Source organism: Xanthomonas sp. BRIP62418, assembly GCF_003993495.1.
Classification (GTDB): Bacteria; Pseudomonadota; Gammaproteobacteria; order Xanthomonadales; family Xanthomonadaceae; genus Xanthomonas; species Xanthomonas euroxanthea.
In genome coordinates this window covers 117958-138987 of record NZ_QEZG01000033.1, presented here as the reverse complement: position 1 = coordinate 138987, position 21030 = coordinate 117958, and the positions used below count along the sequence as shown (strand labels likewise).

Annotated in this window: 20 protein-coding genes; 11 read left to right on the top strand and 9 right to left on the bottom strand. The window is 64.1% G+C overall.

Annotated features, from left to right (window positions below):
- The first annotated feature begins 70 nt into the window (after nucleotides 1-70).
- The 3 genes from EO174_RS08260 to EO174_RS08250 all read left to right on the top strand — a co-directional run bounded on the left by EO174_RS08260 (nucleotide 71) and on the right by EO174_RS08250 (nucleotide 1345).
- The gene (locus tag EO174_RS08260) at nucleotides 71-733 is read left to right on the top strand and encodes a hemolysin III family protein (RefSeq protein WP_104585950.1); all 663 of its coding nucleotides are present in this window, start codon (nucleotides 71-73) and stop codon (nucleotides 731-733) included.
- A gap of 67 nt (nucleotides 734-800) precedes the next feature.
- Nucleotides 801-1058: a type II toxin-antitoxin system Phd/YefM family antitoxin gene (locus tag EO174_RS08255; RefSeq protein ID WP_104585948.1), complete on the top strand. Its 258-nt coding sequence runs from the start codon at nucleotides 801-803 to the stop codon at nucleotides 1056-1058.
- Nucleotides 1046-1345 carry a type II toxin-antitoxin system RelE/ParE family toxin gene (locus tag EO174_RS08250; protein WP_104585946.1) on the top strand — a complete coding sequence of 100 codons (300 nt, stop codon included), beginning with the start codon at nucleotides 1046-1048 and terminating at the stop codon, nucleotides 1343-1345. Before EO174_RS08255 ends, EO174_RS08250 begins: the two co-directional genes overlap by 13 nt.
- A gap of 13 nt (nucleotides 1346-1358) precedes the next feature.
- Here the strand turns inward: EO174_RS08250 and EO174_RS08245 are convergent, their stop codons facing one another.
- Nucleotides 1359-1877 carry a hypothetical protein gene (locus EO174_RS08245; RefSeq protein ID WP_235858366.1) on the bottom strand — a complete coding sequence of 173 codons (519 nt, stop codon included), beginning with the start codon at nucleotides 1875-1877 and terminating at the stop codon, nucleotides 1359-1361.
- Nucleotides 1878-2069: 192 nt separating this feature from the next.
- On the bottom strand, nucleotides 2070-3167 hold the full coding sequence (locus EO174_RS08240; RefSeq protein WP_241239986.1) for an ATP-grasp fold amidoligase family protein: 1098 nt from the start codon (nucleotides 3165-3167) through the stop codon (nucleotides 2070-2072).
- A 340-nt stretch (nucleotides 3168-3507) separates the two neighbouring features.
- Here EO174_RS08240 and EO174_RS08235 point away from each other — a divergent pair, with 340 nt between their 5' ends.
- A complete protein-coding gene (locus EO174_RS08235; protein WP_126943696.1) occupies nucleotides 3508-4152 on the top strand; it encodes a glutathione S-transferase family protein in 645 nt (214 codons plus the stop codon).
- A 161-nt stretch (nucleotides 4153-4313) separates the two neighbouring features.
- Nucleotides 4314-5021 carry a hypothetical protein gene (locus tag EO174_RS08230; protein ID WP_126943692.1) on the top strand — a complete coding sequence of 236 codons (708 nt, stop codon included), beginning with the start codon at nucleotides 4314-4316 and terminating at the stop codon, nucleotides 5019-5021.
- Between the two features lie 135 nt (nucleotides 5022-5156).
- Here the strand turns inward: EO174_RS08230 and EO174_RS08225 are convergent, their stop codons facing one another.
- The 3 genes from EO174_RS08225 to EO174_RS08215 all read right to left on the bottom strand — a co-directional run bounded on the left by EO174_RS08225 (nucleotide 5157) and on the right by EO174_RS08215 (nucleotide 10646).
- The gene (locus EO174_RS08225; RefSeq protein WP_126943689.1) at nucleotides 5157-7238 is read right to left on the bottom strand and encodes a M13 family metallopeptidase; all 2082 of its coding nucleotides are present in this window, start codon (nucleotides 7236-7238) and stop codon (nucleotides 5157-5159) included.
- 266 nt (nucleotides 7239-7504) lie between these two features.
- Nucleotides 7505-9586 carry a M13 family metallopeptidase gene (locus EO174_RS08220; protein WP_126943686.1) on the bottom strand — a complete coding sequence of 694 codons (2082 nt, stop codon included), beginning with the start codon at nucleotides 9584-9586 and terminating at the stop codon, nucleotides 7505-7507.
- 172 nt (nucleotides 9587-9758) lie between these two features.
- Nucleotides 9759-10646: a LysR family transcriptional regulator gene (locus EO174_RS08215; protein WP_126942000.1), complete on the bottom strand. Its 888-nt coding sequence runs from the start codon at nucleotides 10644-10646 to the stop codon at nucleotides 9759-9761.
- Nucleotides 10647-10781: 135 nt separating this feature from the next.
- On the opposite strand from EO174_RS08215, the gene EO174_RS08210 reads away from it, so the two are divergent.
- Together EO174_RS08210 and EO174_RS08205 are read left to right on the top strand one after the other, a co-directional pair.
- Nucleotides 10782-11534: an SDR family oxidoreductase gene (locus tag EO174_RS08210; RefSeq protein WP_039518017.1), complete on the top strand. Its 753-nt coding sequence runs from the start codon at nucleotides 10782-10784 to the stop codon at nucleotides 11532-11534.
- A gap of 180 nt (nucleotides 11535-11714) precedes the next feature.
- Nucleotides 11715-12404, top strand: coding sequence for a glutathione S-transferase family protein (locus EO174_RS08205; RefSeq protein ID WP_126943683.1), 690 nt, complete (start codon nucleotides 11715-11717; stop codon nucleotides 12402-12404).
- A 52-nt stretch (nucleotides 12405-12456) separates the two neighbouring features.
- Here the strand turns inward: EO174_RS08205 and EO174_RS08200 are convergent, their stop codons facing one another.
- Nucleotides 12457-13683, bottom strand: a complete 1227-nt coding sequence (locus EO174_RS08200; RefSeq protein ID WP_126943680.1) for an MFS transporter — start codon at nucleotides 13681-13683, stop codon at nucleotides 12457-12459.
- Between the two features lie 112 nt (nucleotides 13684-13795).
- Here EO174_RS08200 and EO174_RS08195 point away from each other — a divergent pair, with 112 nt between their 5' ends.
- Entirely contained in the window at nucleotides 13796-14239 is a 444-nt protein-coding gene (locus EO174_RS08195) for a helix-turn-helix domain-containing protein (protein ID WP_102580091.1), read from the top strand.
- A gap of 173 nt (nucleotides 14240-14412) precedes the next feature.
- Here the strand turns inward: EO174_RS08195 and EO174_RS08190 are convergent, their stop codons facing one another.
- The 3 genes from EO174_RS08190 to EO174_RS08180 form a co-directional block, all read right to left on the bottom strand.
- A complete protein-coding gene (locus EO174_RS08190) occupies nucleotides 14413-16308 on the bottom strand; it encodes a DUF262 domain-containing protein (protein ID WP_126943677.1) in 1896 nt (631 codons plus the stop codon).
- A 131-nt stretch (nucleotides 16309-16439) separates the two neighbouring features.
- Nucleotides 16440-16886 (bottom strand): hypothetical protein, encoded by a 447-nt coding sequence (locus tag EO174_RS23155; RefSeq protein ID WP_126943673.1) that lies wholly within the window; start codon nucleotides 16884-16886, stop codon nucleotides 16440-16442.
- A gap of 126 nt (nucleotides 16887-17012) precedes the next feature.
- Entirely contained in the window at nucleotides 17013-17234 is a 222-nt protein-coding gene (locus tag EO174_RS08180; protein ID WP_164740136.1) for a hypothetical protein, read from the bottom strand.
- A 610-nt stretch (nucleotides 17235-17844) separates the two neighbouring features.
- Between EO174_RS08180 and EO174_RS08175 the strand changes: the two genes are divergently transcribed.
- The 3 genes from EO174_RS08175 to EO174_RS08165 all read left to right on the top strand — a co-directional run bounded on the left by EO174_RS08175 (nucleotide 17845) and on the right by EO174_RS08165 (nucleotide 20628).
- Nucleotides 17845-18198 carry a SymE family type I addiction module toxin gene (locus tag EO174_RS08175; RefSeq protein WP_126943666.1) on the top strand — a complete coding sequence of 118 codons (354 nt, stop codon included), beginning with the start codon at nucleotides 17845-17847 and terminating at the stop codon, nucleotides 18196-18198.
- A gap of 72 nt (nucleotides 18199-18270) precedes the next feature.
- Nucleotides 18271-18996: an RNA polymerase sigma factor gene (locus EO174_RS08170; protein WP_126943663.1), complete on the top strand. Its 726-nt coding sequence runs from the start codon at nucleotides 18271-18273 to the stop codon at nucleotides 18994-18996.
- A 369-nt stretch (nucleotides 18997-19365) separates the two neighbouring features.
- The gene (locus EO174_RS08165) at nucleotides 19366-20628 is read left to right on the top strand and encodes a pectate lyase (protein ID WP_126943661.1); all 1263 of its coding nucleotides are present in this window, start codon (nucleotides 19366-19368) and stop codon (nucleotides 20626-20628) included.
- Nucleotides 20629-21030: the final 402 nt, after the last annotated feature.

Genomic DNA, 21030 nt, shown 5'->3' with positions numbered 1-21030 from the left:
GGTATTCTGTTGCCCCCGCCGCGTCACCGTTGCCTGCACGGCGTGGGCTCCCCCATCTCGAAGAACCGCCGTGCCCGTTTCCCCCAGCATCACCGCCCCGCACTACAAGACCCGCTCCGCCCGCCGTGCCGACGTGATCGTGCATGCGGCCGGCCTGTTCCTGGCCATCGTCGGCGGTGCCTGGATGGTCTGGCGCGCCCACGCCAACCAGACCATGCTGCTGGCCACCTGCGTGTACGCGCTGGGGCTGCTGGTGATGTTCGGCTGCTCGGCGGCCTACAACTTCGCCCCGCCGCAGCGCCAGCCGATGCTGCGCAAGTTCGACCACGCCGGCATCTTCGTGATGATCGCCGGCTCCTACACGCCGTTCCTGCTGGTCGCCCTGGACGGCACCTGGCGCTGGGCGATGATCCTGGGCGTGTGGGGCGTGGCCTTGTTCGGCGTGTTTGCCAAGCTGTTCCTGCCCGGCATCGCCAAGGGCTTCTGGGTGGCGATCTACCTGCTGCTGGGCTGGGCCGGCATCGTGGTGATCAAGCCGTTCGTCGCCGGCCTGGACAGCACCGTGCTCTGGCTGATCGCCGCCGGCGGCGCGTTCTACACCGTGGGCGTCACCTTCTACGTGCGCAAGTCGCTGGTCTACAACCGCGCCATCTGGCACGCCCACGTGCTGGGCGGCGCGCTGTCGCACTGGTGCGCCATCTGGTTGTGCCTGCGGCCGTTGGGTGGGGTGTAGCCAGGTCGGCCGCCTCGCCCGGCGCAGCCGACTTGCCTCACCCTGAGTGATACTTTAGTGTCACTCCATGCGCACAGAACTTGTCACCACGCTCAAGCGTCAGGCCACCGAACTCCTCGCTGATGTCGAGCGCGACAAGGAGCCGATCCTGATCACCCAGCATGGTCTGCCCAGCGCATATCTGGTCGATGTCACCAGCTATGAGCGCCTGCAGCAGCGGATGGCGATCCTCGAAGGTATCGCCCGTGGTGAAATGGCGGTAGCGGAAGGCCGCAGCCTGAGCCACGAGCAGGCCAAACAACGCCTGGCGCGATGGCTGAAATAGTCTGGTCGGAGCCGGCGGTGGCCGACCTGGACGCGATTGCCGACTACATTGCACTTGAGGACGCAGCCGCCGCAGCGGCACTGGTGAGACGGGTGGTTGCGCATGTCGAGCAATTGGCCGAGCACCCGGAGAGCGGGAGCCGCCCGCAGGAGCTCAAGCGCTCCCGCTACCGTCAAATCGTCGAACCACCGTGCCGCGTGTTCTACCGTGTGGATGGGCAGCGCGTCGTCGTGGTTCACGTGATGCGCTCGGAGCGGTTACTCCGGAGAAATCGTCTTTCGCGCTGACAGCGCCCCCCCCCTACAACTTGGTCTTCAACACCGCCTCGAAGGCCGCGTCCGGCGCGATGCTGTCGGAGAGCACGATCACCGAATGCAGCGTGCCCCGGGCCTGTACGTTGTACTCGAAGCCCACCGGCGTGCCGCCGTGGCTGAACACCTCGATCTCGCTGTACTCGCCGAGCCGGCCTTCGTAACTTTCGCGATCGAAGCCGTGCTCCTTGGCAAAGTTGCCGGCGGCGGTACGTGCGCCTTCCCACACCGCGTCCTCGTAGGTCATCGGCTGCAGCAGGCTGATCAGGTGCGTCGCGCAGGCGCTGGTGCTGGTCACGCCATAGCCATCGACCTCGCCCATCAGCGGGATCTTGTGCCTGGTGCGCTTGGGCGTGGCGGTGACCGTGCAGCCAAGCTGCTGCAGGTTGGCAAGGGTGAAGTGCTCGGCTTCCGGGCGCGGCGCGCCGGGGGTGCCGGCGCCGGTACAGGCGCACAACGCGCAGAGCAGGCCGAGTGGGAGGCAGCGGTGTAGGCGAAGGTTCGGCAAGGGGGCGTCCATGCAAGGGGGCAAGTGCGGCACCGCGGTGGGCGGTGCGCCGGATGCGGGCGCATCGGCGGCCGTGGAGTATCCGCCGCTGCCGGCTGGCGCGCCAGGCGCGCTGTGGCCGGCCGCGGGGCGACGGCGTGGTACACGTTTCCCTTGCCCGCAGCCGCGTGGCGTGCCGCGGCCGTACTCACCTCACCGCGTCGGCACCCGCATGCGGATGCCGTCCGTCGCAAAGGACGGGTCCAGCGGCGCCCGCCGTTGCACCCACATGTCGCCCATCATCCGGTCCAGCCCGCGGTCCAGGCCGGTGACCAGCCCCGCACCCGGGGTGAAGGTCAGCTCGCCGAAGTAGATCTGCCCGCGCTGGATGTACCAGTCCACCCGCACGTAATCGACATCGCCCGCCAGCCGCTTGCTCAGTTCCAGCGCCTGTTCCAGCAGCGCCGGCGGGCTGGGCGGCGTGCGCCCGTCGTCGCGGATGCGGTGGAAGGCCGTGTGCAGGTTGTTCACGAAGAAGGTCATCGCCAGCTTGGGCGTGTCGAAGCGCCCGTAGATCACCTGCAGCACGTACTGAAAACTGCCGTCGGCCTGGCGGAACATGTGGAACTTGTAGTCCACCGGCACCTGCTGCGCATCGCCGATGTACTCCTCCACCAGGATCCGCGGCGGAATATCGCGGTAATGGATCTCGCGCACCATGTCGGAGAAGTCGGTGCGCAGCCACTGGCCGCAGCGCTCGATGATGCGCCGTTTCTGCACCGCGTCCGGCTCCTCGCGCACCACCTCCACCATCGCCGCGCCGTGGTTGGCCTTGATCACGGTCTGCCGCCACTGCGGCAGGCGCAACAGTTCCTGCGGGTCGGTGCTGTCCAGCAGCAGCGGGATCAGGTGCGCCTCGCCGATCCTGGCCGCCACATACGGGCGCACCGCAAACTTGTCCGCCAGCCGCTGGTACAGCGGGTAATCGCCGTGCACGCACTTGCGGTAGAGGATCTTCTCGTTGAAGCACTTGGGCGCATACAGGTCCGGCAGCCGCCCGAACGTGTGCAGGTAATACAGCCGGTCCTGGTGCCGCCAGGGCAGGGTACGCAGCAGGCCGCGCGCGCCTTTGCGCAGCAGGCGCCTGAGGCCCGGCATGTCCGAGGCCGGTGCGGGCAGCTGCGGTGCCGGGGCCGCGGAGCGCTCGTCGAACGAGGCCATCAACGGCGGCGGCATGGCCAACCATCCTTGCGCTGGCGCACCGCGCCCGCCCACCAACGGCGTGGTGAGCGCCAGCATGTTGTCGGTCATGTGGAAATCCTTGATCCGCTAATAAAGTGCGACACCAGTCACATTTTATTGTGACGTAGCGCACGATATACGGAAAAGGCGAGACCAGGGGAGCAATTTGTCTCAAACCGCCTGCCGGCCTGAATCAGGTCGCTTTCGCGCCCCGGCCGGCCGCCTCCAGCCAGCAAGCCGGCGCCGCAAGGGGCTGCCGGCGCCGGGCATGGCCCGGTCCGCTGCGCCGCCGGGCCCGGGCGTGGCACCCTTCGGCCACCGGGCCGGCCGCGGCGTGGCCCGGTCCGCCCTTTGCACGCACCGGCGGCAACCGGCACCGTAGCCCGCTCACCTCAACGGAGCCCTCTGCATGACCATCACCATTACCGCCTTCGAACGCTCGCCCGACGGCGGCAAGGGCTTGGTGCGCGATCTGCGCGTGCGCTGGGCGCTGGAAGAGGTGGGCCAGCCCTACCAGGTGCGGCGGGTGCCCTTCGCCGCGCTGAAGCAACCCGCGCATCTGGCCCTGCACCCGTTCGGCCAGATCCCCACCTTCGAACAGGGCGAGCTGGTGCTGTTCGAAACCGGCGCCATCGTCCTGCACATCGCCGAGCGTTATCCCGGCCTGCTGCCGTCCGACCCCAACGCCCGGGCCCGTGCCATCGCCTGGATGTTTGCCGCGCTCAACACGGTGGAGCCGCCCAGCCTGGAGCTGGCCACCGCCACGCTGCTGGAAGCGGACAAACCCTGGACCGCAGAGCGCATGCCGCTGCTGCAAAAGCGCATCCGCCGGCGCCTGCAGCACCTCACCGCGCACCTGGGCAGCAACGCCTGGCTCGATGGCGACTTCAGCGTCGGCGACCTGCTGATGGCGTCGGTGCTGCTGCGCATCGGGCACTTCGGCCTGCTGGACGCCTTCCCCGAACTGCTGGCCTATGTCGCCCGCGCCGAACGCCGCCCGGCCTACCAACGCGCCTTTGCGGCGCAGTGGGCGATCAACGGGGCAGGTGCCTGAGCGAGGGGGCCAACGGCAGGAAGCTCGCTGCCCGCCCCCCTCGGGGCGGTGTCTGCTTCCCATGCCCACAGGCACAGGCACAGGCACAGGCACAGGCCGCAGTCGCATGGCGCGCCGACATCGCGCACCATGCCGCCGTCTTCAACGGAATGGAGTGACCCATGCGCACGACCCACGTCCTGGCCCTGGCCGCCCTGTGCAGTGCGCTCGCCGCCTGCACAGACACAGGCCGGCCAGCGCCTACCGACCAACCGTCAGCGGCAACGCCTGCAGCGGCCGCAGCCACGGCAGGCCCCGGCGCAGCAGCGCCGTCGCCGGATCGAACAACTGCGCTCACCCAGGGCGTGAGCCAGCAGGCACGGCGCTACCTGTGCCCGCAGGGTCCGGGCGCGTGCAAGGCCGGTGGGCCATTGGTGGCCGACTCCGAGGCAGAAGCACAGTGGCTGCTCACCCACGGCTACCCCTCCGAGAGTGAGCGCGCACGCCTGGATGCCTTGCAGCTGGACCAGCTCAAGGCGGAGTCGCAAGCAGGCAACCAGGCCGCCACGGTGGTCTATGGCATCAAGACCGCAGTTGCCGGCCGCTTCTCCATCGGCGTCGGCATGCTGCGGCGGGCCGCACTGGCCGGCAACCTGTATGCCTACTACGGCCTGTCGGAGGTGTACGCCAGCGACACGCAGCACAAGAACCTGGTCGACAGCCTGGCCTACCTGCGCCTGGCGTACCTGCTGGGTGATGGCAAAGCCGCGCGCGCCATCGCGGCGAAAGGACTCAGCGGCGTCGAAAACGCCGTTGCCGACGAGCGCGCCGCAGCGCTCTACAAGACGTTTTCCAACTACCAGCGCCCGGCGCCCAGACCGCTCGACTAAGCGTGCAATGCGCGGCCCGAATGCACGGCACCGCCGGCGCAGCTGCAGCAGCCCGGCGCCTCACCGGGCACGGCCCGGCAGGCCGTCAACGCAGCACGGCGGCCTGCGCGGCCGCCACACCGCCCAACGCCCGCCTCACCAGACCTGTGCACGCTCCTGCTCGGAGCGCACCATCGCATCGCCGGCCTTGCACGAGAACGCCTTGGCGTACTGCGGCATGTTGGACGGCCCGGCGTTGACGCGTACCACGCTGGGCGGGTGCGGGTCGGCGTTGAGCGCCTTCACCTGTGCTTCTTCCCGGCGCGCACTGCGGTGCTTCCGCGCCCAGTTGATGAAGAAGCGCTGCTCGGGCGTGTAGCCGTCCACGGCGACGTTGCGCTCGGGGTGCTGTTGCAGATCCAGCATCAACGCATCGTAGGCGGTGCCGACCCCGGTGAAGTCGGCGATGCTCTCGCCCAGCACCAGCTGCCCGTTGACGTGCAGGTTCGGGCGGTTCTTGAGCGGCACGTAGCTGCTCATCTGCTGCTTGATCCTGTCGGTGCGGGTGTCGAACGCGGCAACATCCGCGGGCAACCACCAATTGCGTGTGGCGCCGATGGCATCGAATTGCCTGCCCTCGTCATCGAAGGCATGGCTGATCTCGTGACCGATCATGCTGCCGATCCCGCCATAGTTGAGGCCATCGTCGGCAGTGGCACTGAACAACAGCGGCTGCAGGATCACCGCAGGAAAGAAGATGCTGTTCTGGCGCGGCGCGTAGAAGGCATTTACGGTCTGCGGCGCCACATCGTCCCAGCTCATCCGATCGGCCGGCTTGCCGATCCTGGCCATGTCGGCGCGGTGGCTGAAAGCGGTCGCACGTTCGATATTGCCGAGATAGGCGCCCTCTTCCAGCCGCAAGCCCGACCAATCCTGCCACCGGTCCGGATACCCGATCTTGGGAACGATGTTGGCCAGCTTGTCCAATGCCTTGGCCTTAGTCGGAGCGCTCAGCCAGTCGGCATGCGTGATGCGCAGCTTCATGGCGGCACGCACGTTTTCCACCAGCGCCAGCGCCTGCTGCTTGGAGGCAGGAGAGAAGTGGCGGGCCACATAGAGCTGGCCCATCGCCTCGGCGATCGTCGTGTTCAACGCATCGATCACCTGCTTCCAGCGTGGCGGCTGCACCTGCCGGCCCTCCAGCGTCTTGGCGTAAAACGCGAAATGGTTCTCCACGAACGGCTTGCTCAGGGCCGGTGCCGCATCGTCGATGGCGCGGAAGCGCAGGTAGGCTTTCCACTGCGCCACCGGCGCGCGCTGCAACTGCGCATCGAATGCCTTGAAGAACGCCAGCTGCGACAGCGCCAGGCCGCTTTCCCCTTCGACACCTTGCGCGGCCATGAAGCGGTCCCAGGCAAAATGCGGCGTCAGCGCATTGGCCTGTGCCGTGGTGAGCCAGTGGTAGGTGTTGCTGGGCTCGCGCATCTGGGCCGGCGTCAGCAGCGCGGCGGCCAGGCGGCTTTCCAGTTGCAGCACCTGCGCTGCCTGCACCGATGCCTGTGCGGCCGGTGTTCCCGCCAGCACGAACGACCGCGCGATATACGCCAGGTAGGCTTTGCGAATGCCGGCATATTGCGCATCGGCATAGTAATCCTTGGAGGGGAGCGTCATGCCTTCGACGTTGGCATAGGCCACCATCGTCGAAACGTCCTTTTCATCCGGATGCGCAACAAACTGAAACAGCACCGTGGCGCCTTGGGCATGACGTTGGGTAATGAAGCCGGCAATGGCGCGCGCATCCTTCAGCGCATCGATCTCGGCGAGCCGTTGCCGGATCGGCGCCGCGCCCAGGCGCTCGATGCCCGCCTCGTCCATGCCCGAGGCGTAGAACGTCCTGACCAGCTGCTCGATCGAACCGGCTGTCGGCTGCGACTGCAGCAACGCCTCTGCAATGGCGTGCTGATCCCGATAGGCGCGGTTGTAGAAATCAAACGAGGTACCAATGCCAACCTCGTCGTCAGGGATGCCTTTGGCAAGCGCCTTGCCGTTGGCAAAGGCATTCAGATCCTGGCAGGGGTCGGCAGCGGGATCCAGTTCGTTGATATCTAACGCCGGTGCAGCGGCAGTGGCCATCGGAACCGGCGCTGCAGGTTTGGCGTTGATTGCCTGCTCGCTGGCCTGCTTGCAACCGCTCAATGCCATGAAGGCCGCAAGCGCGAGAAGGTTCCTGCTCAACATGGTCGTGGCAGCCGTACATGGGGGAGTGCAGCGAGCTTAGGCGAGCCTTGCGCGCAGTCTGCGCGCAGACGAACAAAGTTGAGCATTCCCCCAACGCGATCAGCGGCCCGTATGCGCAAAAACGAAGTGGTGCCGTCACGACGACCGCATCACGGCCCGCGTCGAGGGCGCGATGCCACCATGCGCTGTAGACTGTTCGCACATGCCGCTGCAATGCCATCCATGCATCCACGGCCACCAACCCACCACGCGGCAAAACGCCCGCCTCACCAGACCTGCGCACGCTCCTGATCGGAGCGCACCATCGCATCGCCCGCCTTGCACGAAAACGCCTTGGCGTACTGCGGCATGTTGGACGGCCCGGCGTTGACGCGTACCACGCTGGGCGGGTGCGGGTCGGCGTTGAGCGCCTTCACCTGCACTTCTTCCCGGCGCGCATTGCGATACAGCCGTGCCCAGTTGATGAAGAAGCGTTGCTCGGGCGTGTAGCCGTCCACGGCGACATTGCGCTCGGGGTGTTGTTGCAGATCCAGCATCAGCGCGTCGTAGGCGATGGTGACCCCGGTGAAGTCGGCGATGCTTTCGCCCAGCACCAGCTGCCCGTTGACGTGCAGGTCCGGCCTGCTCTTGAGCGGCACGTAGCGGCCCACCAGCTGCTTGATCTTGCCGGTGCGCGCCTCGAAGGCCGCCCGGTCCGCCGGCAGCCACCAGTTCCGGTTGGCACCGATGGCATCGAACTGGCTGCCCTCGTCATCGAAGCCGTGGCTGATCTCGTGGCCGATGAACCCGCCGATTCCGCCATAGTTGAGGCCATCGTCGGCCGTTGCCGCAAACAGCGGCGGCTGCAGGATCACCGCGGGGAAGTAGATGCTGTTTTCGCGTGGTGCGTAGAAGGCATTCACGGTCTGCGGCGCCACATCGCCCCAGCTCTTGCGGTCCACCGGCTTGCCGACCTTGGCCATCTCGGCGCGGTGATTGAACGCCGCCGCCCGTTCGATGTTCTGCAGGTAGGTGCCGATGTCCAGCTGCAGGCCCGACCACGCCCGCCAGGTGTCCGGATACCCGATCTTCGGCATCATGTTGGCCAGCTTGTCCAATGCCTTGGCCTTGGTCGCAGCGCTCATCCAGTCGGCGTGCGCGATGCGCAGCTTCATGGCGGCGCGCACATTCTCCACCAGCGCCAGCACCTGCTGCTTGGAGGCCGGGGGGAATTTCTGGGCGACATACAGCTGGCCCATTGCCTCGGCGATCGTCTGGTTCAACGTGGTGATCACCTGTTTCCAGCGCGGCTGCTGTACCTGCCGGCCCTCCAGCGTTGTGGAGTGGAACGCGAAGTGGTTCTGCGCGAATGGCTTGCTCAGTGCCGGTGCCGCATCGTCGATGGTGCGGAAGCGCAGGTAGGCTTTCCATTGCGCCACCGGCGCGCGCTGCAACTGCGCATCGAACGCCTTGAAGAACGCCAGCTGCGACAGCGCCAGGCCGCTTTCCCCTTCGACACCTTGCGCGGCCATGAAGCGGTCCCAGGCGAAGTGCGGCGTCAGCGCATTGGCCTGCGCGGTGGTGAGCCAGTGGTACATGTTCTTCGGCTCGCGCTGCTCGGCCGGCGTGAGCAGCGCGGCGGCCAGGCGGCTTTCCAGCTGCAGCACCTGCCCGGCCTGCACGGCCGCTTGCTCGGCTGGCACGCCGGCCAGGACGAACGTGCGCTGGATGTACGCAAGGTAGGCCTTGCGGATGGGAGCGTACTGCGCGTCCACATAATAATTTTTTGCGGGCAGCGTCATGCCTTCGACCAGGGCATAGCCCACCATCTTCGACACGCTCTGCGCGTCGGGCTGGGCAACGAACTGGAACAGCACGTTGGCGCCCTCGGCGTGGCGCTGGGTGATGAAGCCGGCAATATCGCCCGCATCTTTCAAGGCATCGATCGCCGCCAGCCGCGGCTGGATGGGCGCCGCGCCCAGGCGCTCGATGCCCGCCTCGTCCATGCCCGAGGCGTAGAACGTCCTGACCAGCTGCTCCACCGAGCCGCTGGCCGGCTGCGTTTTCAGCAAGGCCTCTGCAATGGCGTGCTGATCCCGATAGCTGGCGTTGTAGACGTCATACGAGGTGCCGATGCCCACCTCGTCGTCGGGGATGCCCCTGGCCAGCGCCTTGCCGTTGGCAAAGGCATTCAGATCCTGGCAGGCGTCGGCACCTGGATCCAGTTCGTTGATATCCAGCGCCGGTGCCGCCGCGGTGGTTGCCGCCGCAGGCGTGGGTGCGGTGGGCGCGGTCGCTTGCTCGCTGGCCTGCTTGCAACCGCTCAATGCCATGAAGGTGGCAAGCGCGAGACTGTGTCTGCTCAACATGGGCGTGGCAGCCGTGCATGGGGAAGGTGCCGCGAGCTTAGGCGAGCCTTGCGCGCAGGCTGCGCCCGGGCGAACAAAGTTGAGCATTCCCGCGTCCGCAGCGGCACATGCGTGCAGGAAAGCGAAGCGCCGGCGGCGCACCAGCGCCGGCACCACCGCAGCGCAGGTGGCGCTAACGATTGAGCTGCGGAATCTTCGCAAACGCCTCGGCAATGAAATCCATGAACACGAGCGCGCGCTTGGGCACCAGCCGGTTGGCGGCGTAGACAATCTGCATCGGCGCCGGCGGCGGCGCAAAGGCATCCAGCACGGTCTGCAGTTCGCCCGAGGCCAGGCCCTCTTCGTACAGCCACGCCGGGCCCAGGCCGATGCCGAGCCCGGCGCTGACCGCCGCGCGCGCGGCCTCGGGCGAGTTGACCCGGAACCGGCCGGACACCGGCACGTCGGTATCGCGGAAACGCCAGCTCGCCCCGGTGCTGAGCAGCGTGTACAGCACGCAGTCGTGGTGGCGCAGGTCCTCGGGCACGGCCGGCACCCCGCGCCTGTCCAGGTAGGCGCGGCTGGCCACCGTCACCCGCGTGAACGCGCCGATGCGGCGTGCGCGCAGCGCGCTGCTGTCCAGGTGGCCGATGCGGATGGCCAGCTCCGCGCCTTCGTCGAGCAGGTTCACGTAGCGGTCGTTGATCTGCAGGTCCAGCTCCAGTGCCGGAAACCGCTGCAAGAACGCCGGCACCAGCGGCAGCACGAAGGTGTGCGACAACGCCGTGGGGCAGGCCACCCGCAGCAGCCCTGACGGCTGCACATCGTCGCGCAGCGCCATTTCAGACTCGCCCACTGCATCCAGGATGCGGCGCACCTCCGCGTAATAGCGCTCGCCCTCCGGGGTGAGCACCAGCTTGCGGGTGGAGCGGTTGAGCAGCCGGGTCTGCAGGTGCTGCTCCAGCGCCGCCACATGCCGGCTGACATTGGGCTGGCCTAGCCCCAGGTCGCGCCCGGCGGCGGAAAAGCTGCCCGTCTCCACCGCGCGGGCAAAGCAGGTCATCAGCAGAAACCGGTCCATGCGTCCTCGATTCATGCGCACAGCGCATGAAGGTTATGTTCCCGCAGGATCTTATAGCAGCAGGCGCATGGGGCGAAGATGCCGCATCGAAGGCCGCCATACGGCGGCCGGGCACCGCACCATCAGGAGCACACCATGTCACGTCTTGCAGGCAAACGTACCCTCATCACCGGCGGCACCACCGGCATTGGCCTGGAAACCGCCAAGCAGTTCCTCGCCGAAGGCGCCCGCGTCATCGTCACCGGCGTCAACCCCGACTCCATCGCCAAGGCCCAGGCCATCCTGGGGCCGGACGTGCCGGTGCTGCGCGCCGACTCGGCCAGCGTTGCCGCCCAGCAGGAGCTGGCGCAGGCGGTGCAGGCCCATTACGGCCAGCTGGACGTTGTCTTCCTCAACGCCGGCGTCTCGGTCTGGGTGCCGATCGAGGAGTGGACCGAGCAGGCCTTCGACGCCTCCTTCGCCATCAACGTCAAGGGCCCGTACTTCCTGCTGCAGGCGCTGCTGCCGGTGCTGGCCAACCCCGCCTCGGTGGTGCTCAACACCTCCGTCAACGTGCATGCCGGCATGGCCCGCTCGTCGGTGTATGCCGCCACCAAGGCCGCCTTCCTCAGCATGACCAAGACGCTGTCCAGCGAGCTGCTGGGCCGCGGCATCCGCGTCAACGCCGTCAGCCCCGGCCCGGTGGAAACCCCGCTGTACGACAAGCTCGGCGTGCCCGATGCCTACCGTGCAAAGCTCAACGAGGAAATCGCCGCCAGCATCCCGATGGGCCGCTTCGGCACCCCGGAAGAGGTGGCCAAGGCCGTGCTGTACCTGGCCTCGGACGAATCCAGCTGGACGGTGGGTTCGGAAATCGTGGTTGACGGCGGGCGCCTGCTCAACGGCTGAGCCTGGCGCACACCCGCCAGGCGCCGGCAGGCGGCGCGCATCGCCGCCCTGCCGGCACCCACCTTTGCCTGCGCATCGCCATGCCCCGTTGCATGGCGATGCGCAGGCGTTTTCTGCCATGCAGGCACGGCCGGCCCACGGCTGCCCTGGCACCCCCCTTTCGCAACGCGAGCATTGCCCATGCCCAACACCCTCACCCTGATCAGCCACCCGCTGTGCCCGTTCGTGCAGCGCGCCGCCATCGTGCTGCTGGAACACGCTGTCGCCTTCGAGCGCGTGGACATCGACCTGCATGCCAAGCCGGACTGGTTCCTGGCCCTGTCGCCCACCGGCAAGGTGCCGCTGCTGCGCATCGGCCAGCCGGATGGCAGCGTGGCCACCCTGTTCGAGAGCGTGGTGATCTGCGACTACCTCGACGAGACCAGCGGCAGCACCAGCCTGTACCCGCGCGACCCGCTGCAACGTGCACAGCAACGCGCGTGGATCGAGTTTGCCGCGCCCACCTTTGCCGACGCCTGGCAGTTCCTCAATGCCAGCGACCAGGCAAGCGCCGACACCGCCAGCGCCGCCTTCCGCGGCAAGCTGCAAAAGCTCGAAGACGTGCTGGGCGAAGGTCCTTACTTCGCAGGCTCGGCATTTGGCATGGTCGATGTGGTGTTCGCCCCGCTACTGCGCTACTTCGGCCTGCTGCCCGCCGATGTCTGTGCACCCCTCTTTGACGGGCTGCCGCGCATCGGCGCATGGCGCGCCGCCCTGGCCGCGCGGCCCAGCGTCATCGGCGCGGTCGCGCAGGACTACGCCAGCCGCTTCCAGCAGCATCTGCACAAGCAGCGCGCCTTGCTGGCAGACGCGGTGTGTGTGCCGGCGTGAGCAGCCAATGTCAATGTGCAGGCCTGGCCGCATTGCATGCCTGCCCTAGCAACTAGCCCTCAGTGCCAAGGGCTTGCCAGGCCTGAGACGCAGCCTGCGGAGTCACCCGACGCGTCAGCCACCAGAACAACAGCGCAAGCGCACTGACCAGCGCGCCCAGCAGGCACACACCTTGCCAGCCCGCATGGGCATAGGTGACGGTGGTGCCGATGGCACCCAGCCCGCTGCCGACCGCATAGAACAGCATGTAGAGGCCGACCATCCGGCTGTGGGCTTCGGGGCGCGTGCGGAAGATCAGGCTCTGGTTGGTGACATGCAGCGCCTGGCCACCCAGGTCGAGCAGCACGATGCCGATCACCAGCGCCCACAACGACCATTCCATCAGCGACAGCGGCCACCAAGCCAGCAGCAATACGGCCAGCGCCGCGGCGCTGGTGCGCTGGGCATGGCCACGGTCGGCCCACTGCCCGGCACGCGCGGCCGCCAAGGCGCCCACCACACCGACCAAGCCAAATGCACCGATGACAGTGTGCGAAAAGCTGTACGGCGGCGCACTTAACGGAAGCACCAGCGCGCTCCAGAAGATGTTGAACGCGGCGAACATCAACAACGCCAGCATGCCGCGCACTTGCAGCACCTTTTCTTCCCGCAGCAGCGTCAGCATGGAGGCGATCAGACGCGGGTAAGGCATGGGATTGGCTGCCAACGGCAAGGCTGGCAGCCGCCGCCACAGCGGCAGCGCGATCACCAGCATCAGCACGGCGGCGCAGAAGTACACCCCGCGCCAGCCTGCCAGATCGCTAACGCCCCCTGCGAACACGCGCGCGAGCAGCAGACCGATGAACACGCCACTCTGCGCCGTACCGACAACCCGCCCTTGTTCATGGGGCGCGGCAGCACTGGCCGCATAGGCGATCAGCCCCTGGGTCATCGCCGTGCCCAGCAGCCCCACCGCCAGCATGCCCGCCAGCAGGACAGATGCAGACTGCGCCATGCCGACCGTCGCCAATGCCACCACCAGGCCCAGCAGTTGTACCGCCATCAACCGGCGACGATCTACCCGATCCCCCAGTGGCACCAGCAACAGCAGGGCCAGGGCGCAGCCGCTCTGGGTGGCCGTCACCACGCCTCCCACGGCGGCATGACTGATGTCGAAGTCGCGGGCCAGCGCATCCAGCAGGGGTTGTGCGTAGTACACATTCGCCACGCTCAAGCCACTGGCGGCGGCAAATAGCAGCACCAGGCCGCGCGGCATATCGGCAGTTCGGGATGACTTCATGCGCCACGATCCATGCAATCTGGTTTCAAAACAAAACTCATTGAAGGCTAGGGAATCCAGTTTTAAAATGCAATCAGAAAATCCTGATGGTCGCTATTTGCCTGGAGAAGTCATGCCGCGCCGTCCTATCAACGACGAACCCTGTCCCGTTGCGCGCGCCGTCGATGTGGTCGGGGATCGCTGGTCGCTGCTGATCGTGCGCGATGCGTTCGATGGCACGCGCCGCTTCAGCGACTTTCAGCGCAGCCTGGGCATGGCGCGCAACATCCTGTCTGACCGTCTTCGCAAGCTGGTAGAGCAGGGCATTCTCGAAACCCAGGATGCCTCGGATGGCACGGCCTATCAGGAATACGTGCTGACGCCGCAGGGCGAGAGCCTGTTTCCCGTAGTGGTAGCGCTGCGCCAGTGGGGTGAGCAGCACCTGTTTGCACCTGGCGAACGCCATTCGGTGCTGATCGACAAGCGTACGCGCAAGCCGATTGCGCGCATGGCGCCACAGGCCAACGATGGTTCCGTGCTGTTGCCTGCCGCGACCGAAGTGCGGAAAGTGAAGTAAGGCGAAATACGCGTAGCTGTGATAGCTACGATCAGCCCGCGACAAAAAGCGCAGCCCATGGGATGCGCTTTCCCTTTCAAGGCCTAGTTACGGTAATTGGTCGAAGCAGCCGATCCGCGATGGTCGGCCAGCGGAACTGCTAAATTGCAGTTCCGCTGATAAAGGTGCACCCCTCAAACCATGACGCTCTTGAGGGTTCTAGAGCTCCAAAGATCAGCGGCAACCGTCTGATACATATTGGTTCGGGCATCAATGATGAGCGGGTCCACGTAGTCATGAGCAGTGAGCGGCACTCCAGAGGCGGAGATATAGCGACTGATATTCGGATTGTTTAGGTAGAAGGATTTTGTGAGGCTCTGCGCAAGAACATTTTCGGAGGCATATCTTGTCAATTTTTCTGTGTATTTCATTGACTTCAGTGACCTGTTCTTTCCTCGGGGAAGAAGGATAAGGCCGCCAATCATTGAACGGCGAGTTTGGTAGTCGCTCGTGCTGGCGAAAGAGGTGCCGCCAGCTGCGATTATTTCATTCGCAGTTTCTGCCATCGGGACAGGAAGTAAATGCTCCACGTCAAAAGTTCTGCTTCCAACAGTTCTATCAGCGTACGCGCTAAATCCGACGGCACTAGTAATTCCTATCCCGCGCTCTAGAGAATCGGCGAGCCGCGCCATCAGGTGCAGCAAATCTTGCTTCTTTGTTTGATCAAAATTTACCAATTTAAGATTGACGACGTAATCGCTAGTGGCGATCTTTGCGTCAATTAATGCAGAAAGAGCAGAGCTGTCGAGATCGCGCATCTCTAAAGCAAGATCAAAGATGATGTCACGCACGTTGTCGTAAGTATTCTCCTTTCCTTGGCACGCTCTCGCTGTGGCAAGATGGTCTAGAACATAAGAAATGCATTTAATTTTTCGCTTAACATCATCCTCAATATCGCTCGGCTTGATAGCGGAAAGGACCGCCATCGTCTGCAGCGTTAGCGAACGGGCACCGTTGTAAAAAACGTGACGGTACTCATGATCGTAGCTCTCTTCATATTTTTTTATTCGTTGATAAATTTCGGCGTAGAAAGGTATTTCTCGAGTCATCAGTCGATAATAGTCATCGCCATTCTTCAGGAAGAGCGAAGACTTGTTATCCATGACCCATCGATGGTAACTGTCACCTATGATTTCGAAATCGGCTGGCGCATCGCCACGATTCTTACCGCGAATCGTTTTTGCAAAGCGTGCGCGAAGCCAAGTCTTGAAAAAGTTCGAGTCTTCGTCGCTGCCGATTTCTTGCAATAAGCGGATAACCGCTATCCAAGCTGCATGTGCCTGCTTGTTCTCGTAATCGACCGATATTCCTGACAGTAGGAATCCCTTAAGTAGATCAATCGGAGTAAGCTTCAGACCTCGGTCGTTCATAGTCACGAAAACGCGATGCCCATCTTGCTCCTTCGGCACACCAATTTCGAAAAGGCACACGCGTTCGGTTATGAAGTCTGCCAAGTGCGGGATCAGGTTGTTACTACTGATTGTGTCAGAAATCATGCTGGGAATGCCTTGGTATAGTTCCCATAGCCGCTTGGTTCCCGGATCGATATTAAGTATCGAGTCGACCGCCTCGGTGAGCTCTTCGTCGTTCAAAGTATGATTTAACAAAATGTCGAATAGTTGTCGCCGATTGACATCCATTTCGAGATTAAACTGACTTGTACCGGCAATGCGCCGCCTAATCGCTTCCTCGACTGGAGACATGCCAAGTGCAGGGTTTTTAGAAGCCACTCGATCGAGATAGCTCATTAGAAGAAGAAGCGTTGTCACCCGCTGCTGTCCATCAATTATAGCCTTAGCGCCATGCCCTGCATCGGTAGTGATGATGGTGCCAAGAAAGTAGACGGGGTAACCAAGAACCTCGGTCCGACTGTCGGTATTTTTCCAAGAGGCAGCGAACGATTCCTGGATATCCGTCAAAAGATCCGTTAGATGCTTTAGCTCCCATTTGTAATCGCGCTGGAAGGTAGGCAACGAGAATTTCTGACGCAAGCACTCGTTCACGGTTTTTCTATCGAATGTAATTTGCATCGTCTCGCTATCCTTGGCTAAAAGTAAAATCTGCTTGATTCAATAATCTCGTCTCAATGTGGAACGCATTGCTCTGAAGCAGGAAACGGCGCATCAGTGAAGGCCAAGCTCTGCAACTTGGTCAGCTTCACTTAACCATCCCGACAGCGCTGCCACCCACCCGCAGCAGCCGAAACTTGCTCCCATCCATTCCGTAGCCGCTTCATCGCTTGCCCACCCACACATGTATAGCCAAGCTGTTTGGCCTCTGCAGTGCCCAGTCCCGGCAGCAAGATGATCGAATCCGATGGAGCGGGACGCCCATGGCTACGTGCCTCATTACGAAGGGTCATGTTCTCGATGCCCTGGCAGTAACGCACCATGCCCGGGTGCGGGTGCGCGCGGTATTGCTCGCAATTGAAGGGCGTAGTGTCGCGCGCCATGGAGTTGTACGGCTGCCGCGTTGGCGGGATGTACTTGCTGTTCGCCTTACCTGTGGCTGAGCTCATGCTCTGCGCCGCCACGCCTTGTCCGCACGTAAGCAAGCACAGCGTTGTTAGTGCCAGCACGACACGGTGCGCGTTGATGATCCTGTCCATGGTGTTCCCCCCCTTGACGCACCGATCCTAGCCTACGTTGTTGAGACGTGGGTGGTTCAGTCCGCTTAGTATTCGGGGCGCTGTCCTCGGGCGCATTTTTTCCTAATGCACACAAGCATGGTGCCGCTACTTCGCGCTGCCTAGATCACTTAGCACATCATCCACCTGCTCGGCCAGGTGCTGCAGGCAATGGGCCCATTGCTGCAATGGAATTGTTGGCGTCCCCAGCGTGGCTTCGTCGCGGGTACGTGGCGTGGCCAAGGTGGCCAGCAGGCGTAGTTGGTCGCGTACGCGCAGCAGGTGGTATTGCGTGCCTTCGGACATCCAGTAGCCGGGTTCGTCGTGCATGCCGCTCTCCTTGCCATGAGGCAGCTCCCGCTGCACAACGCAGCGGGATGCCGGGAGGCTAGAAACCGCAGACAGCCGGCGGGCTTATTCCCCTTGCGGGTGTTGTATTCGCCGCCCTCCCGGCGCAATAGCGCCGAGCAGTGCTGGGCCAGAGGCCAAGCACAAAAAACCCACCAAATTCTCGGAGGTGGGTGCCGCTGTCTGTGTGGAGTTTCTAGGCTCCGAGCGGAAGTGTGCGTGTGGTGGTGAGTTGGGTCAAGTTGAAGCGATGTCCGGTGCCCACATGTGCGGCTTTGCACGTAAGTTTTTCGACTGGACGCGCGGCGGCAATGACGCACTAGTTACCAGTTGACACACCGCCAAACAGGTAGCAATCTCGGCTGCAAGGAGCCTAGAAACTCCTCAGACAGCGGTACCCACCTCCGTCAAACCGGTGGGTTTTTTGTGCCTGGATTTTTTGTACGAGTGCAGCCGACGCGATGCGTATGTCGGAGTGCAGCTAATGCAAAGCTGTCTGGGAAAACAATTCTGAAGTCTGTCTGCGGTTTCTAGCCTCCCGACATCCCGTCGCGTCGTGCGACGGGGCTTGTTCGTCAAGGAGGGCTTTGCCATGCGTCGTTCCTCATCCCGCCCCACGCCTGCGCGCAAGCGCGCCACGGCGCCGCCGCCTACTGAAGTCGTCTGGCGCTCGCTGGATCCCTCGATCCCGCCGCGGCGCTACCTCGAGCGCACGCCCATCCCCGAACCCCGCGCCGAACCCCGCACACCGCGGCGGCCCGGCCGCCCGCGTGCGCCGCAGCAGTGCACCGTCGGCTATGGGTACTATCCCGACAGTCACCAGCGTGTTCCCACCCTGCGCCTGCGCGGCCGCTGGCTGGAACAATTGGGCTTTGCCATCGGCAGCAAGCTGCACATCCGCCAGCGCGATGGCGAGCTGGTCATCAGCCTTGTAGACCCACATTGATCACGCCGCAGCGCATGCGCGCACCGCATGCGCCCGGCCCGTTGCTGGAGACGTCGCATGATGAGTGAGGGCATGACCGGCGTGTCGCATGCAGACCGCCACGGTGTCATCAGCCAGGCGGTCGCGGCGCGCATGCACGCCGCAAGCGCGGTGCCGGTTGAGCGCTACGGCAGCCGCCCGTGGCGCCACCGCAGCGCCTATGCCAAGCGTGAGCTGCCGGCCCGCGCGCCCGCGGCGGGTATCTACGCGCTTGGCCGCGTCACCACGCGCTGGCACGTGCGCGAGGAGCGTACGCCGCCCAGGGAACGCTTCGACCAGGCCGTGATGCAGCTGCAGGCGGAGCTGCTCACCTACATGCGGCGGCGCCTGCGCGACCCGCACACCGCCGCCGACCTCGCCCAGGAGACGCTGCTGCGCCTGCTGGCCTACCGCAACACGCCAGACATCCACAGCTACAAGCTGCTGCTGTACCGCATTGCCCACAACGTGGTGCTGGAGCACTGGCGAACGCGCCACCGCAGGCACGCCGCCCGCCACGTGCCGCTGGAGGGCAGCGAACCGCTCGCCGCCGTCCGCACGGCGGTGGACCAGCTGGTGGACGCCCGCCGCACCCTGCAGCACCTGCACACCCACACGCTGCCCGCGCTGCCGCCCAAATGCCGCCAGGCCTTCATGCTCAACCGCTTCGACGGCCTCACCTACCCGGAAGTTGCCGCCGTCATGGGCATCTCGGTCAAGATGGTGGAAAAACACATCAGCCGCGCCCTGGCCGCCTGCCGCGCGGCGGTGGGTGAGTGAGGCCAGGGCATCGCACTGCGTAGGTTCGCGGTGCATCACGAGCAGCCGGGCGCTGGCCCGGTTCATCGCGCTTAGCTATTCGGCTACGTTAGCGGCACGCGGCTCCACCGGTCACTAATAGGGTGGTGCTCATTTGATCAGGGTGCGCCACGTCATCCTGTTAAGACTCCGTTCTCTGCTCTTCGCTCCCGTCTCCTCGCGTTCTCTTTGCGCGCCAACGACTGTGACGCGCAACGGGGACCCAGCGCGAGAATTCCCCTAGTGTTGCATCAGGCAGCGACGGCAAGCGCGAGTCACTCGGCTCGCCGCCGATTGCCAGTCAGACGCGATCGCCCCCCACGACGCAGCGCCCCCAACGCGAGGTTCTTTATGATCGATGTCATCAAACGGCAAATCTTCTCAAGACGTCCGGTCATGGGGTCCGTGTTTTCCACCGTCATGCTCTTGGCTGGAACGACAACCGCGGCACTGGCAAGCGAGCCGGTCGGCTTCGGCGCGGGAACCACCGGAGGCGCGGGGGGCGAAGTGGTCGATGTCTCCACACCGGCAGAGCTCAAGAATGCCTTGTGCCAGCGTTACCAGGGCTATACCTGCATAGACGACACGCCTCGCATCATCCGCCTGAACACCGTCATCGACTTCACGGCAACGCAGGGAACCACGTCCACAACGGGCTGCGTTTACGCTGACAGGCAGTGTGCAGAGCCGAGCGGGAAGCAGGAGCGGGTTCTGGACAACGGGTCATACTGCAGCGGTCGTACAACGTTCCCACTGACCTACGACAACGCAGCGAAGTCACTGCTGTCCGTGGGTTCGAACAAGACGCTGATCGGTGTCGGGGCATCGGCGGGGATAAAGGGCACGGGCTTGTCGATGACCGGCGGTGTATCGAACATCATCGTGCGAAACCTGTCGATCACCGATCTCAATGAGGGCATCGTCTTTGGCGGCGATGCAATCAGCATCGATAACGCAAGCAGGATCTGGATCGACCACAACGCGTTCGCACGCATCGGCCGGCAGATGATCGTGACTGGCTGGGGGCCGGCCAAGGCAGTCACCATTTCCAACAACATGTTTGATGGCGAGACCGCGTATGGGCACTACTGCAACGGTCGAAGCTCCTGGATCATGCTGCTGATCGGCGAAGCTGAAGAAATCACCTTGCTGGCAAATCATTTCCATGCCACCGCAGGGCGTTCGCCGGAAATCGGCACGGGCGGCATGATTCATCTGGTGAACAATCTGTATACGTCCAACTTCTATTTTGGCGCCACTGCGTCAAGGGACGTCAACCTGTTGGCCGAAGGGAACTACTTCAATCCAGAGGGCCAATACTTTTTCCCGGTCGCCAGTACACCCGGCGATCTGGTGTTCGCGCCACTGGATGAGAACGTGTCCTCCACGGGGTCGCTTTGCTCGCAGACGCTGGGGCGTTCCTGTGTCACCAGTTACACGGAAACCGGACAGGAATCGTTTTTGCTGGACACCACGGTGATGGCCAATATTGCCGGCAATGCGACCTGGAAGAATGCGATAGGCAGCGTCAGGCCGATGATGTCCAACGACGTCGCCAAGTCGGTGGCCGCCAACGCAGGGCCAAGAGCCGATCCGGACAGCGTTAGCCGGTAGTTTCAATCGGGCAGGGGATCTCCGGCGGCCTGAGGTGCGCGATGTCGCAGGCACCTGCTGCGCCGACATTTGGTGTCTTACCCAAGCATGTCGCTTGGCGCTGTACTACAGCGTCCGATAGGTGCATGACCCAGCGCGAGCCGCAGGCCGGATCAAAAAAACATTGGCGGCGGCTGCGCCAACATCTGTTTCAATGGTCTCTACACCGAAGCTCGGTGCCGATAACCGGGTGAGGCCTGGCCTGTTGAAGCGGTGGCCTGCGCAAATGACGACGTGCTTTGACACTTTTCAAGCCGACACCGCGCCTCCTTCGTCGGTGGCATGACGACTCTGGTGAAGTAGACGCAGGGCGTGCCACCTCATCCTGTCAAGACTCCCGTTCCTTGCTCTTCGCTCTCGTTT

Coding starts and splice junctions, on each gene's coding strand:
- EO174_RS08255 (WP_104585948.1), top strand. CDS start 801: ATGCGCACAGAACTTGTCACCACGCTCAAGCGTCAGGCCACCGAACTC.
- EO174_RS08235 (WP_126943696.1), top strand. CDS start 3,508: ATGACCATCACCATTACCGCCTTCGAACGCTCGCCCGACGGCGGCAAG.
- EO174_RS08200 (WP_126943680.1), bottom strand. CDS start 13,683: ATGAAGTCATCCCGAACTGCCGATATGCCGCGCGGCCTGGTGCTGCTA.
- EO174_RS23155 (WP_126943673.1), bottom strand. CDS start 16,886: ATGGACAGGATCATCAACGCGCACCGTGTCGTGCTGGCACTAACAACG.
- EO174_RS08190 (WP_126943677.1), bottom strand. CDS start 16,308: ATGCAAATTACATTCGATAGAAAAACCGTGAACGAGTGCTTGCGTCAG.
- EO174_RS08240 (WP_241239986.1), bottom strand. CDS start 3,167: ATGACCGACAACATGCTGGCGCTCACCACGCCGTTGGTGGGCGGGCGC.
- EO174_RS08215 (WP_126942000.1), bottom strand. CDS start 10,646: ATGGACCGGTTTCTGCTGATGACCTGCTTTGCCCGCGCGGTGGAGACG.
- EO174_RS08230 (WP_126943692.1), top strand. CDS start 4,314: ATGCGCACGACCCACGTCCTGGCCCTGGCCGCCCTGTGCAGTGCGCTC.
- EO174_RS08210 (WP_039518017.1), top strand. CDS start 10,782: ATGTCACGTCTTGCAGGCAAACGTACCCTCATCACCGGCGGCACCACC.
- EO174_RS08175 (WP_126943666.1), top strand. CDS start 17,845: ATGCGTCGTTCCTCATCCCGCCCCACGCCTGCGCGCAAGCGCGCCACG.
- EO174_RS08165 (WP_126943661.1), top strand. CDS start 19,366: ATGATCGATGTCATCAAACGGCAAATCTTCTCAAGACGTCCGGTCATG.
- EO174_RS08220 (WP_126943686.1), bottom strand. CDS start 9,586: ATGTTGAGCAGACACAGTCTCGCGCTTGCCACCTTCATGGCATTGAGC.
- EO174_RS08205 (WP_126943683.1), top strand. CDS start 11,715: ATGCCCAACACCCTCACCCTGATCAGCCACCCGCTGTGCCCGTTCGTG.
- EO174_RS08170 (WP_126943663.1), top strand. CDS start 18,271: ATGACCGGCGTGTCGCATGCAGACCGCCACGGTGTCATCAGCCAGGCG.
- EO174_RS08225 (WP_126943689.1), bottom strand. CDS start 7,238: ATGTTGAGCAGGAACCTTCTCGCGCTTGCGGCCTTCATGGCATTGAGC.
- EO174_RS08195 (WP_102580091.1), top strand. CDS start 13,796: ATGCCGCGCCGTCCTATCAACGACGAACCCTGTCCCGTTGCGCGCGCC.
- EO174_RS08180 (WP_164740136.1), bottom strand. CDS start 17,234: ATGCACGACGAACCCGGCTACTGGATGTCCGAAGGCACGCAATACCAC.
- EO174_RS08250 (WP_104585946.1), top strand. CDS start 1,046: ATGGCTGAAATAGTCTGGTCGGAGCCGGCGGTGGCCGACCTGGACGCG.